We start from the raw sequence: 12094 nt of genomic DNA on the forward strand, positions 1-12094 counted from the left end.
GCGGTCCCGTTCAGTTCCGTGCGGTCGACAGCGCCACCAGCAGCGGCACGACCCGTCCCGGCGGCACCTCGTGACGGCCCCGGCCGGTGGTGTGCAGCCAGCCGGCGCCGGTGAGCTGGCGCAGGTGGTGGTAGATCTGGCCGGTCGTGCCCATCCCGTCCAGCTCGGCCAGCTCGGCGGCGGTGCGCCGCCCCCCGAGCACCTCCCGCAGCAGCCGCAGCCGCACGGGGTGCCCAAGGGCCGCGAACACCTCGGCGGACTCGGCCCAGTCGACGTCCAGGAGGCCCTCGACCAGCGCGCCGTGCTGCCAGGCGTACTGCTCCCCGGTCGGCAGGCGGACGGAGCCGGTGAACAGGACACCTCCGGCCGTGGCCTTCAGCTCCGCCAACTGCTCCTTCAGACCTTCCAGGGCCCAGAGGTCGCCCTCCTTGGGCCCGGGGGCGGGCCGGTCAGCGGCCTCCAGGGCGGCGAGGCGCCGCTCGAGGTCGGCCACGCGTTGTTCCAGTTGCTCCACGAGTACGAGATTACGTAGCTACGTAATTTCGCGCAAGCGTCACTCGTACGTGTGTCTGGTCGTGAAAGGCGGCCCGGGAGGACCCCGGCCCTGGAAACACTGGTCCGCGCCTGGAAGGAGGTGCAACATGACGGTTATGGCCGAGCACACGTCTCAGATGTCGGTGGACGAGTTCGAAACGATCGCTTCCGCCGCTCCCGAGACCGTCACGTTGGAGTTCATTGACGGACGGATCGGGGTCAAGCCGGTGACAGACGGGGACCACAACAGCATCGTGTCCTGGCTGGCCAAACGCTGTATGCAGACGCGGCCCGACCTGGACCTGTACCAAGCACAAGGGCTACGCGTCGACGCCTACCGGCAGAGCAGGGCGCGACCGGACGCCGTGCTCGCGCCAGAGGCCCACTTCGCAGGGCACGGCGAATGGGCCGACCCGGACGGCGCCCTCATGGTCGTCGAAGTCACGTCGTACGACTCGGACACGGACCGGCGTGACCGGCACGAGAAGCCCGCCGCGTACGGGCAGGCGGGAATCCCCGTGTATCTCCTGATCGACCGGGACGCCTGCACGGTCACGGTGCACAGCCGTCCGGACCGGCGGGTCGGTGGCTATCGCGACATCCGCCTGACGGATTTCGGCGAGACTGCGGTCCTCCCCGACCCGGTCGGCATCGAACTCGACACGGAGATCCTCAAGAACTACGTGCGCTGAGACGACGAGGTCCCGCCCGGAACCCACCGGACGGGACCTCTGCTTCGCAGCGAGTGTGCGACTACGCCAGCAGCCCCGGGATCGTCCCCTCGTGGGCCTCGCGCAGGTCGGTCAGGGGGAGGGTGAACTCGCCCTGGACCTCGACCGCGTCGCCGTCGACCACGCCGATGCGGGTGACCGGCAGGCCGCGGGCGCCGCACATGTCGTTGAAGCGGACCTCCTCCGAGCGCGGGACGGCGACGACCGCGCGGCCCGCCGACTCCGAGAAGAGGAAGGTGAAGGCGTCGAGCCCGTCCGGTACGACCAGACGCGCGCCCTTGCCGCCCAGCAGCGCCGACTCGACGACCGCCTGGACCAGACCGCCGTCGGACAGGTCGTGCGCGGAGTCGATCATGCCGTCGCGGGAGGCGGAGATCAGGATCTCGCCGAGCAGGCGCTCGCGCTCCAGGTCGACCTTGGGCGGCAGGCCGCCGAGGTGGTCGTGGATCACCTGGGACCAGGCCGAGCCGCCGAACTCCTCACGCGTGTCGCCCAGCAGGTACAGCAGCTGGCCGTCCTCCTGGAAGGCGACCGGCGTGCGGCGGGCCACGTCGTCGATGACGCCGAGGACCGCGACCACCGGGGTGGGGTGGATGGCGGCCTCGCCGGTCTGGTTGTAGAGCGAGACGTTGCCGCCGGTCACCGGGGTGCCGAGCTGGAGGCAGCCGTCCGCCAGGCCGCGCACGGCCTCCGCGAACTGCCACATGACCGCCGGGTCCTCCGGCGAGCCGAAGTTCAGGCAGTCGGAGACCGCGAGCGGCTTCGCGCCGGTCGTGGCCACGTTGCGGTAGGCCTCCGCCAGCGCCAGCTGCGCGCCCGTGTACGGGTCGAGCTTGGCGTAGCGGCCGTTGCCGTCGGTGGCGATGGCGACGCCGAGGCCGGACTCCTCGTCCACCCGGATCATGCCCGAGTCCTCGGGCTGGGCGAGGACGGTGTTGCCCTGCACGAAGTGGTCGTACTGCTGGGTGATCCACTGCTTGGACGCCTGGTTGGGCGAGCCGACCAGCTTGAGGACCTGGGCCTTCAGCTCGTCGGACGTGCCCGGCCGGGGCAGCTTGTTCGCGTCGTCGGCCTGGAGGGCGTCCTGCCAGTCGGGGCGGGCGTAGGGGCGCTCGTAGACCGGGCCGTCGTGGGCGACCGTGCGCGGGTCGACGTCGACGATCTTGCCGCCGTGCCAGAAGATCTCGAGGCGGTCGCCGTCCGTGACCTCACCGATCACCGTGGCGATGACGTCCCACTTGTCGCAGATCTCCAGGAAGCGGTCGACCTTCTCCGGCTCGACGACCGCGCACATGCGTTCCTGCGACTCGCTCATGAGGATTTCCTCGGGCGAGAGGGTCGAGTCGCGCAGCGGGACGTCGTCCAGGGTGACGCGCATGCCGCCGGAGCCGTTCGACGCCAGTTCGCTGGTCGCGCAGGACAGGCCCGCCGCGCCGAGGTCCTGGATGCCGACGACCAGCTTCTCGGCGAAGGCCTCCAGGGTGCACTCGATGAGGAGCTTCTCCTGGAAGGGGTCGCCGACCTGGACGGCGGGGCGCTTGGAGGGCTTGGCGTCGTCGAAGGTCTCACTCGCCAGGATCGACGCGCCGCCGATGCCGTCGCCGCCGGTGCGGGCGCCGTACAGGATGACCTTGTTGCCCGCGCCGGACGCCTTCGCGAGGTGGATGTCCTCGTGCCGCATGACGCCGATGGCACCGGCGTTGACCAGCGGGTTGCCCTGGTAGCAGGCGTCGAAGACGACCTCGCCGCCGATGTTGGGCAGGCCCAGGCAGTTGCCGTAGCCGCCGATGCCGGCGACGACGCCCGGGAGGACGCGCTTGGTGTCCGGGTGGTCCGCGGCACCGAAGCGCAGCGGGTCCACGACAGCCACCGGCCGCGCGCCCATCGCGATGATGTCGCGGACGATGCCGCCGACGCCCGTGGCCGCGCCCTGGTAGGGCTCCACGTACGACGGGTGGTTGTGCGACTCGACCTTGAAGGTGACCGCATAGCCCTGGCCGACGTCGACCACACCGGCGTTCTCGCCGATGCCGACGAGCATGGCGTCGGACTGGGGTGCCTTCTCGCCGAACTGGCGCAGGTGCACCTTGCTGCTCTTGTACGAGCAGTGCTCGGACCACATGACGGAGTACATGGCCAGCTCCGCCCCGGTGGGGCGGCGGCCGAGGATCTCGACGACCCGCTCGTACTCGTCCTTCTTCAGGCCCAGCTCGGCCCAGGGCAGCTCGACGTCGGGGGTCGCGGTCGCGTGCTCGACCGTGTCCAGAGGCGTCCGGCTCATGCGTTGACCAGCTTCTTGAGGATCGAGGTGAAGAACGGCAGTCCGTCGGTACGGCCCGTACCGATCAGCGACTCGACGGCGTGCTCGGGGTGCGGCATGAGGCCGACGACGTTCCCGGCGGCGTTGGTGATGCCGGCGATGTCGTTGAGCGAGCCGTTGGGGTTCAGGTCCAGGTAGCGGAAGGCCACCCGACCCTCGGCCTCCAGCTCGTCCAGCGTGCGCCGGTCGGCGACGTAGCGCCCGTCCATGTTCTTCAGCGGGATGTGGATCTCCTGACCGGCGGTGTAGTCGCTGGTCCAGGAGGTGTCCGCGTTCTCCACCCGCAGCTTCTGGTCGCGGCAGATGAAGTGCAGGTGGTCGTTGCCCAGCATGCCTCCCGGCAGCAGGTGGGCCTCGGTGAGGATCTGGAAGCCGTTGCAGATGCCCAGCACCGGCAGACCGGCCTTCGCCTGGTCGATGACGGTGTCCATCACCGGCGAGAAGCGCGCGATGGCGCCGGCGCGCAGATAATCGCCGTACGAGAATCCGCCGCACAGCACCACGGCGTCGACCTGCTTGAGGTCCTTGTCCTTGTGCCAGAGGGCGACGGGTTCGGCTCCGGCGACGCGGATCGCGCGCTGCGTGTCCCGGTCGTCGAGAGAGCCGGGGAAAGTGACGACGCCAATACGAGCGGTCACTTCGCCGCCCCCGCGACCACGTCTTCGGACTCGACCTTGACGGTGAAGTCCTCGATCACGGTGTTGGCGAGGAAGGATTCCGCAAGATCATGGATGCGGGCGAGGGCGGCGTCGTCGACCGGCCCGTCCACTTCCAGTTCGAATCGCTTTCCCTGGCGGACGTCCGAGATCCCTTCGAAACCCAGTCGCGGCAGTGCGCGCTGCACCGCCTGGCCCTGGGGGTCGAGGATCTCCGGCTTGAGCATGACGTCGACTACGACGCGTGCCACTGGCACTCCCGGTGTGTGGTGCTGAGCAGGTTCCTTCAGACTACCCGTACAAAATTTCTACGCGCGTAGCCTTGGAGGAAACTACGTGAGCCCAGTCACGATTCGGCATCGGGAGGGGGCGGTCACGAAAAGCTTCGGGAAAGATCCCGGATCGGGCGCGGACACCTATTGCGCGACGGACACGCGGGCAGATTTAGTCGGTCTTCCCATTGCAATGCCGGGCACTGTACAAATGAAATGTCATTAGCCGATACTTTGCCCAATTACAGGCGAACAGTCGGCATCATCGCGGCGTCTCGGCACGTTCGGGCACGTCATCGCGGAGATGCCGCACGAAGGGACCGATATTCGTGGCGCAGCGTGTCGTGGTCACTCTCTTTGACGACATCGACGGCTCGGAAGCGGCGGAGACGATCGCCTTCGGAGTCGACGGCCGGATGTACGAGATCGACCTGAACGAAGCCAATGCCCGGAAACTGCGCAAGGCGCTCGAGCCGTACGTCTCGGCCGGCCGCAAGCGCTCCCGGTCCGGCAAGGCCTACCGGCAGACGGAGGTCGCCCCCGACCCGGCGGCGGTCCGCGCCTGGGCCCAGGCGAACAAGATGGACGTGCCCGCGCGGGGCCGGATCCCGAAGAAGGTGTACGAGGCGTTCGCCGAGGCGCGGTGAGCCGTGCGTGCGGTACGCCGTGCGTGCGGTGAGCCGGCGGGAGCGGCCGACGGCCGCTCAGCCGCCCCTCGCGGCAACCGACTTGCGCGGCACCCCGGGTGATCAGCTAAAGTCTGGAGCACGCCGAGGGGCGAGGCCGAAAGGCCCAGCTCACGGAACATGCGGGTGTAGTTCAGTAGTAGAACATCCCCCTTCCAGGGGGAAGGCGCAGTGTGCAATTCCTGTCACCCGCTCTGCACCGCCGTACCAATGGTCCGATGGGATCAGGTAGGCTGGTGCTCGCACCGATCGGTGAACGCCGGTCGGGAGCAACTGCGGACGTAGCTCAGTTGGTAGAGCGCAACCTTGCCAAGGTTGAGGTCGCGAGTTCGAGCCTCGTCGTCCGCTCTGGCATCAGACCCCGGTCCCTGGGACCGGGGTCTTTTCGTGTGCCCGGGCCCGGGTGCCCGGCGGCTCTGACATTTGTCATGTCCGGTGATGACGGCTCGCACTGTCGCACCGCCCGGTGCGCCGGAATGCTCGAAGCATGCAAACGAACGAGCACGAACACGTGATTGAGGTCACCGACCTTCGGCGTGTGTACGGGGGCGGGTTCGAGGCCGTGCGCGGAATCGACTTCTCCGTGCGCCGCGGTGAGGTCTTCGCCCTGCTCGGCACCAACGGCGCCGGCAAGACGTCGACGGTCGAGCTCCTGGAGGGGCTGGCCGCCCCGGCCGGCGGACGGGTGCGGGTCCTCGGACACGACCCGTACACCGAGCGGGCCGCCGTGCGCCCCCGCACCGGGGTCATGCTCCAGGAGGGCGGCTTCCCCTCCGAGCTGACGGTCGCCGAGACGGCACGGATGTGGGCCGGGTGCGTCAGCGGCGCCCGGCCGCCGGCCGAGGTGCTGGCGCTGGTCGGTCTGGAGGCGAAGTCCGACACCCGCGTGAAGCAGCTGTCCGGGGGCCAGCGGCGCCGCCTGGACCTGGCGCTCGCGCTGCTCGGCGACCCCGAGGTGCTCTTCCTCGACGAGCCCAGCACCGGCCTGGACGCCGAAGGCCGCCGGGACACCTGGGAGTTGGTGGGCGCCCTGCGCGACCAGGGCACGACGGTGCTGCTGACCACGCACTACCTGGAGGAGGCCGAGCACCTCGCCGACCGGCTCGCGATCATGCACGACGGCCGGATCGCCGCCACCGGCACCCCGGCCGAGGTGACCGCCGCGCAGCCGTCCCACATCTCCTTCGAACTGCCCGACGGCTACTTCGTGGGCGACCTGCCGCCGCTGGCCGAACTCGGGGTGAGCGACCACGAGATCGACGGCCGGACGGTGAAGCTGCGCACCCGGGAACTCCAGCGCGCGGCCACCGGCCTGCTGGTGTGGGCCGCGCAGGCCGCGGTGGAGCTGCGCCGCCTGGACGTGCGCTCGGCCTCCCTGGAGGAGGCCTTCCTCAGCATCGCCAAGCAGGTGTCGGCGAGGTCGGACGGCACCGCGACGGACACGACGGAGAAGGAGTACGCGGCATGAGCGCCACGGACGCACCGGCCCGCGCGAAGGGTCCCGCCCGGACGGCGGTCACCACGCCGAGGAGCCGCATGACCGCCCTCGCCCGCGCCGAGCTGATCCTGCTCGGGCGGAACAAGGGCACCGTCTTCGCCGCGCTGTTCATCCCGTTCGTGATGCCGTTCAGCGTGCGGGCGGGAGCCGAGGAGATGGACCTCGGCAAGGCGGGGCTGACCATCGGCACGCTCGTGCTGCCCGCCGCGATCGGCTTCTCCCTGCTGTTCGCCGTCTACTCGGCCCTCGTCGGCGTCTTCGTCGTCCGGCGCGAGGAACTCGTCCTCAAGCGGCTGCGCACCGGCGAACTGCGGGACGTGGAGATCCTCGCGGGCTCCGCCCTGCCGGCCGTGCTCAGCGGGCTCGTGCAGTCCCTGCTGCTCGCGGTGGGCTGCGCGGTCCTGCTCGACCTGCCGGCGCCGTCGGCACCCCTGCTGAGCGTCGTCGGTCTGCTGCTGGGCCTGGTGATGTGCGCCGCGCTCGCGGCGGTCACGGCGAGCTTCACCAGGACGGGGGAGAGCGCGCAGGTCACGCCGCTGCCGTTCACGTTCGTGTCGATGCTCGCCTCCGGCCTGTTCTTCCCGCTGGAACTGCTGCCCGACCGGGTGGCCTCGGTGTGCGAGCTGCTGCCGCTGACCCCCGTCGTCACCCTGGTGCGCGGCGGCTGGACCGGCGACCTGTCGGCGGCCGAGACGCTGGGCGCCGCGGCGACGGCGGTGGCCTGGACCGTCCTCGCGGTGTTTGCTGTACGGCGGCGGTTCCGGTGGGAGCCGCGGCACTGACGTGCGAGTCGAGCGGGAGTGGCGGACGGATGCGCAGGCCGGGCGGTTGGTGGCGGCTCAAGAGCACGCCGGAGAAGGTGGAGGCGTACACGCGCTGGTCGTTCCACTTCTACGGCATCGTGGAGATCGCCGTGATGGGGCTGTCCGCGTTCGGACGGCTCGACGCGCGGCTCGCCGCCGTGCTCTTCCTGACGGTGACCGCGCACGCCACCGTCCTCATGCTGGTCGCCTCCCGAGCGCTGGACTGGGAGCTGGGTCAGCGGGGGAAGCCCGTACAGCTGCTGCGGGCCCTCGCCGTCCTCACCGTGGTGGTCTCGGCCACGGCGCTCCTGCTCGCCAAGCGCGGGGCGGGCGGTGACGACGTGGGCGAGGTCGCGGGCATGGCCTTCGGCGGCGTGGTGACCGTCGGCTCCGGGGTCCTCGCGCTCGGAGCGCGCAACTGGCGGCACACGGTCGCGCTTGTCACCGGTTTCGCGGCCGGCTCCGGGGTGCTGGTGGTCCTGCTGGGCGCTCCGGTCCAGGCCGGGCTGGCCACCGCGTGCGTGGTGCTGCTGGGCAGCGGCTTCGTCGCTTTCGCCTGCGTGTTCTCCGTCTGGCTGCTCAACGCCGTCTACGCGCTCGACGAAGCCAAGGAGACCCGGGCCCGGCTCGCCGTCGCCGAAGAGCGGCTGCGGTTCGGCCGGGACCTGCACGACGTGATGGGTCGGAACCTGGCGGTGATCGCGCTCAAGAGCGAACTGGCCGTCCAGCTGGCCCGGCGAGGCAGGCCCGAGGCCGTGGAGCAGATGATCGAGACCCAGCGCATCGCGCAGGAGACGCAGCGCGAGGTCCGGGACGTCGTGCGGGGCTACCGGGAGGTCGCGCTGGAGGTGGAACTGGCCGGTGCCCAGGGCGTGCTCTCGGCGGCCGGGATCCTCTCGCAGGTCACCGGCGAGACCGGCGACCTGCCCGGTGAGGTGCAGTCGGCCCTCGGCTGGGTGGTGCGGGAGGCGACGACGAACGTGCTGCGGCACGGGGACGCGGAGAAGTGCTCCGTGACGATACGTCCGGCGGAGGGGCGAGTGGTGCTGACGGTGGAGAACGACGGGGTGCCGGAGACGACCGGCGCCCCGGGCGGCACGGACGGGCGCCCGGCGGGCTCCGGCCTCGCCGGGCTGCGGGAGCGGCTCGCCGCGGTGGGCGGGACGCTGGAGGCGGGGGCCGTCGGCAAGGGCGTGTTCCGGCTCACGGCCGAGGTACCGCTGCCCGTCGGCGGCACCGCGCTGGAGGTCGCGCCGTGACGACGACCGTGCGCGTCCTGCTCGCCGACGACGAGCACCTCATCCGCGGGGCCCTGGCGGCCCTGCTGTCCCTGGAGGACGACCTGGTCGTCGTCGCCGAGGCGGCCACCGGCCCCGAGGCACTGGCGATGGCGCGGGCGCACACGCCGGACGTCGCCGTACTGGACCTCCAGATGCCCGGCGCCGACGGTGTGAAGGTCGCCACATCACTGCGGGCCGAGCTGCCCGCCTGCAAGGTGCTGATCGTGACCAGTCACGGGCGCCCCGGCCATCTGAAGCGGGCGCTGGCGGCGGGGGTGCGCGGGTTCGTCCCCAAGACGGTCAGCGCCCAGCGGCTCGCCGAGCTGATCCGCACGGTGCACGCCGGAAACCGTTACGTCGACCCGGAGTTGGCCGCCGACGCGATCTCCGCCGGGGACTCGCCGCTGACCGCGCGCGAGGCCGAGGTGCTGGAGCACGCCGCCGACGGGGCGCCCGTCTCGGAGATCGCCGAGCGGGCCGCGCTCGCCGAGGGCACCGTACGGAACTACCTGTCGTCGGCCGCGAGCAAGCTCGGTGCGGAGAACCGGCACGCGGCGGTGCGGCTCGCGAGGGAGCGCGGTTGGGTATAGTGGCTGTCGCGCCACGGAGAAATCCACGGCACGCAGTGCGAACGTAGCTCAGTTGGTAGAGCGCAACCTTGCCAAGGTTGAGGTCGCGAGTTCGAACCTCGTCGTTCGCTCCAGACGAGAAGCCCCCGGTTATCGGCCGGGGGCTTCTTCGTGTGCGGCCTTCTGCGGCCTCTGCCGCTACGACCAGCTCTGGCCGGTCAGCAGCTCGTAGGCCTCCACGTACTTGGCGCGGGTGGCGTCCACGACCTGCTGCGGCAGCGGCGGCGGGGGCAGCTCGCTCCCCCGGTCCCAGCCGGACTCGGCCGAGGTCAGCCAGTCCCGCACGAACTGCTTGTCGTACGACGGCTGCGCGCGGCCCGGCTGCCACCGGTCGGCCGGCCAGAAGCGGGAGGAGTCCGGGGTGAGGACCTCGTCGGCGAGGACCAGGTCGTCCCCGTCGAAGCCGAACTCGAACTTGGTGTCCGCGAGGACGATGCCGCGCTCGCGGGCGATGTCCCGGGCGCGGGAGTAGACGGCGAGGGTGGCCTGGCGCAGGGCGGCCGCGGTGTCCGCGCCGACCTGGCGGGCGACCTCCTCGTAGGAGACGTTCTCGTCGTGCTCGCCGACCTCGGCCTTGGTGGCCGGGGTGAAGATCGGGGCGGGCAGCTCCGAGCCGTCGACCAGGCCCTCGGGGAGGGCGAGGCCGCACACGGTGCGGGTCTGGTCGTACTCCGCCAGGCCGGAGCCGGTGAGGTAGCCGCGGGCCACGCACTCCACGGGGACCATCCGCAGCGACTTGCAGACCAGGGCGCGGCCCTCCCAGTCGGCGGGGGCGCCGGGGGGCAGCTCGGTGCTCAGGACGTGGTTGGGGGCCAGGTCGGCGAGCTGGTCGAACCACCACAGGGAGAGCTGGGTGAGGACCCGGCCCTTGTCCGGGATCTCGGTCGGCAGCACCCAGTCGTAGGCGGAGATGCGGTCGCTGGCGACCATCACGAGGTCGCCCGCCTCGTTCCGGTACAGCTCGCGCACCTTGCCGGTGTGCAGATGCACCAGACCCGGAACCTGGATCGGCTCGGGCTTTTCAACGAATCCGGACACGGTTCCTCCCCGTGGTTCTGAACAATACGTCGATTGTCCCGTACGTCGGGGGGAGGGCGACGAGCGGGGCAGGCAGGGACGGGGGCGGCCCGGGGTGCGCGGCTCAGTCCCGTTTGCAGATGCGGTCCAGGAGGTTGGCCGTGGCGCGCTGGACCCGCGGGTCGACGTGGCCGGGGCGGTCCAGGGCCGGGGACCAGGCGAAGGTGCCGGACGCGAAGACCCAGGCGCCCGACGGGGCCCGATACAGCGACGTCTCCTGGTGGCGCCGGACGCCGTCCACGTCGGCGTACGGGGAGTGGGCGAGCAGGACCCGCTCGTCGTGCTCGGGGAGCGCGGTGCGCGGGAAGTAGCGGTCGGCCTCGCCCGCCACCAGGTCCTCGATCTCGTCGCCCTCGTGCGCCCCGGTGGCCTCCCAGAGCCAGTGACCGGCGTTGCGGACGATCATCGGGTGGGGTTCGGGGACGCGGCCGGCGTACTGGATGCCGAGCAGCTGCTGCTCGGGGCGGTCGATCTCCCGCCACAGCGCGGGCCGGCCGGGGCCCTTGCGTTTGCGGCAGGTCAGCAGGCGGTCGGCGACACCGGAGGGCGAGGGGGCCAGCTCCACCTGCCAGTACATGGTGTTGGCGGAGAGGAAGACCAGGGACGTGCCCCGGTCGCGGGCCAGTTCCGCGGTGCGGCGCATGGCGGTGGACCAGTACTCGTCGTGGCCGGGGAAGACCAGGCCCCGGTAGCGGGCCGGGTCGACCCGGCCGGAGTGCAGGTCGCGGGCGTCGGCGTAGGCGAGGTCGTAGCCGTAGCGCTCGGCGAAGCGGATGAAGTCGTAGGCGTGGCCCACGTGGAGGGGCAACCCGGCGCCCGCGTACGGGCGGTCGAAGGAGACGGTCGTCGCGGCGTCCGCCTCGCCGAGGAGCCGGCCCTCCTCGTCCCAGGCGTGGTAGAGGCTGGCACCCGTGCGGCCGTCCTCGGGATAGAGGTTGTACGCCTGCCAGGTGACGTCGGGCAGGAGGAGGAGCAGGTCGGCCGGGTGGTCGTCGCGGACCGTGAAGGGGACGTGGGAGCGGTAGCCGTCGGCGGTGGTGAGCACGGCCACGTACGCGCCGATGTTCCAGTACGTGGGGATCTGCAGGCGCCAGGACAGCCACCAGTGGTGGCAGGAGACCGTGCGGTCGGCGGCGAGCGGCGGGGGCTGGACGATGCCGGACAGGCGGGGGCTGGTGGTGATCTTGGCGGCGCCGTCGCCGCCGTAGTGCCCGATCCGGTACACGTCGACGCTGAACTGCTGCGGCGGGTCGACGGTGACGTGGAAGTCGATGGCCTCGCCGGGGGCGGCGGCTCCCGTCGCGGTGAAGCCCTTGATCTGGCGGCGGACGTCGTCCGCGGCGCGGGGGCCGCCGCCGGAGTCGGTGCCGGTTCCCGTGCGGGTGCGGGTGCGGGTGCCCGTGGTGGTGCCGGTGGTGGTGTCGGTGTCGGTGCGGTCCTGGTCCGCGTACCAGGCGACCACCTGGCCGGTGTCGCCGAAGTACGTCTCGCCGCCGCGCAGCCAGGGGACGGGCCCCTGGCCGAAGGGGTCCGTCACGGCGTGCGCGAGTGCTCCCGACTCCCAACGGCGGATCTGCTCGGAGCCCATGGGACAGTCCCCTCCCTCGT

General features: G+C 71.2%; 12 protein-coding genes and 3 tRNA genes. 9 read left to right on the plus strand and 6 right to left on the minus strand.

Annotated elements, in window-relative coordinates; all coding sequences use genetic code 11:
- Window positions 1-10 precede the first annotated feature (10 nt).
- Window positions 11-493 (minus strand): ArsR/SmtB family transcription factor, encoded by a 483-nt coding sequence (locus tag Sru02f_RS37220; RefSeq protein ID WP_109029033.1) that lies wholly within the window; start codon window positions 491-493, stop codon window positions 11-13.
- Between the two features lie 148 nt (window positions 494-641).
- Between Sru02f_RS37220 and Sru02f_RS37225 the strand changes: the two genes are divergently transcribed.
- A complete protein-coding gene (locus Sru02f_RS37225; RefSeq protein WP_109029034.1) occupies window positions 642-1226 on the plus strand; it encodes a Uma2 family endonuclease in 585 nt (194 codons plus the stop codon).
- Between the two features lie 61 nt (window positions 1227-1287).
- Here the strand turns inward: Sru02f_RS37225 and purL are convergent, their stop codons facing one another.
- From purL to purS, 3 genes are read right to left on the minus strand one after another with little or no spacing between them, the layout of a single operon-like run.
- Window positions 1288-3546, minus strand: a complete 2259-nt coding sequence (purL, locus tag Sru02f_RS37230) for a phosphoribosylformylglycinamidine synthase subunit PurL (protein ID WP_109029035.1) — start codon at window positions 3544-3546, stop codon at window positions 1288-1290.
- A complete protein-coding gene (gene purQ, locus Sru02f_RS37235; RefSeq protein ID WP_109029036.1) occupies window positions 3543-4223 on the minus strand; it encodes a phosphoribosylformylglycinamidine synthase subunit PurQ in 681 nt (226 codons plus the stop codon). The genes purL and purQ overlap by 4 nt, the downstream gene beginning before the upstream one ends.
- Window positions 4220-4492 (minus strand): phosphoribosylformylglycinamidine synthase subunit PurS, encoded by a 273-nt coding sequence (purS, locus tag Sru02f_RS37240; RefSeq protein WP_003974895.1) that lies wholly within the window; start codon window positions 4490-4492, stop codon window positions 4220-4222. Before purS ends, purQ begins: the two co-directional genes overlap by 4 nt.
- Window positions 4493-4842: 350 nt before the next feature.
- Between purS and Sru02f_RS37245 the strand changes: the two genes are divergently transcribed.
- The 8 genes from Sru02f_RS37245 to Sru02f_RS37280 all read left to right on the plus strand — a co-directional run bounded on the left by Sru02f_RS37245 (window position 4843) and on the right by Sru02f_RS37280 (window position 9483).
- Window positions 4843-5160, plus strand: coding sequence for a histone-like nucleoid-structuring protein Lsr2 (locus Sru02f_RS37245; protein WP_003974896.1), 318 nt, complete (start codon window positions 4843-4845; stop codon window positions 5158-5160).
- Between the two features lie 161 nt (window positions 5161-5321).
- Window positions 5322-5393, plus strand: a tRNA-Gly gene (locus Sru02f_RS37250).
- A gap of 81 nt (window positions 5394-5474) precedes the next feature.
- Window positions 5475-5547 (plus strand) — tRNA-Gly (locus tag Sru02f_RS37255).
- Window positions 5548-5686: 139 nt separating this feature from the next.
- Window positions 5687-6667, plus strand: coding sequence for an ABC transporter ATP-binding protein (locus Sru02f_RS37260; protein WP_109029037.1), 981 nt, complete (start codon window positions 5687-5689; stop codon window positions 6665-6667).
- On the plus strand, window positions 6664-7479 hold the full coding sequence (locus Sru02f_RS37265; protein ID WP_109029038.1) for an ABC transporter permease: 816 nt from the start codon (window positions 6664-6666) through the stop codon (window positions 7477-7479). Before Sru02f_RS37260 ends, Sru02f_RS37265 begins: the two co-directional genes overlap by 4 nt.
- Before the next feature lie 29 nt (window positions 7480-7508).
- Window positions 7509-8759, plus strand: a complete 1251-nt coding sequence (locus Sru02f_RS37270) for a sensor histidine kinase (RefSeq protein WP_109029039.1) — start codon at window positions 7509-7511, stop codon at window positions 8757-8759.
- Window positions 8756-9370, plus strand: a complete 615-nt coding sequence (locus Sru02f_RS37275) for a response regulator transcription factor (protein ID WP_164276969.1) — start codon at window positions 8756-8758, stop codon at window positions 9368-9370. The genes Sru02f_RS37270 and Sru02f_RS37275 overlap by 4 nt, the downstream gene beginning before the upstream one ends.
- A gap of 37 nt (window positions 9371-9407) precedes the next feature.
- Window positions 9408-9483: transfer RNA gene (locus tag Sru02f_RS37280), tRNA-Gly, on the plus strand.
- Between the two features lie 64 nt (window positions 9484-9547).
- Here Sru02f_RS37280 and Sru02f_RS37285 read toward each other — a convergent pair.
- Both Sru02f_RS37285 and Sru02f_RS37290 read right to left on the minus strand, forming a co-directional pair.
- Window positions 9548-10447: a phosphoribosylaminoimidazolesuccinocarboxamide synthase gene (locus tag Sru02f_RS37285; protein ID WP_109029040.1), complete on the minus strand. Its 900-nt coding sequence runs from the start codon at window positions 10445-10447 to the stop codon at window positions 9548-9550.
- A gap of 103 nt (window positions 10448-10550) precedes the next feature.
- Window positions 10551-12074, minus strand: a complete 1524-nt coding sequence (locus Sru02f_RS37290; protein ID WP_109029041.1) for a N,N-dimethylformamidase beta subunit family domain-containing protein — start codon at window positions 12072-12074, stop codon at window positions 10551-10553.
- Window positions 12075-12094: the final 20 nt, after the last annotated feature.

Origin of the sequence: Streptomyces rubrogriseus (assembly GCF_027947575.1) — a bacterium.
Classification (GTDB): Bacteria; Actinomycetota; Actinomycetes; order Streptomycetales; family Streptomycetaceae; genus Streptomyces; species Streptomyces rubrogriseus.

What these genes read in the sequence shown, in the direction of transcription:
- Sru02f_RS37225 (WP_109029034.1), top strand. Translation starts at nt 642, where the DNA reads ATGACGGTTATGGCCGAGCACACGTCTCAGATGTCGGTGGACGAGTTC.
- purL (WP_109029035.1), bottom strand. Translation starts at nt 3,546, where the DNA reads ATGAGCCGGACGCCTCTGGACACGGTCGAGCACGCGACCGCGACCCCC.
- Sru02f_RS37260 (WP_109029037.1), top strand. Translation starts at nt 5,687, where the DNA reads ATGCAAACGAACGAGCACGAACACGTGATTGAGGTCACCGACCTTCGG.
- Sru02f_RS37265 (WP_109029038.1), top strand. Translation starts at nt 6,664, where the DNA reads ATGAGCGCCACGGACGCACCGGCCCGCGCGAAGGGTCCCGCCCGGACG.
- Sru02f_RS37270 (WP_109029039.1), top strand. Translation starts at nt 7,509, where the DNA reads ATGCGCAGGCCGGGCGGTTGGTGGCGGCTCAAGAGCACGCCGGAGAAG.
- Sru02f_RS37290 (WP_109029041.1), bottom strand. Translation starts at nt 12,074, where the DNA reads ATGGGCTCCGAGCAGATCCGCCGTTGGGAGTCGGGAGCACTCGCGCAC.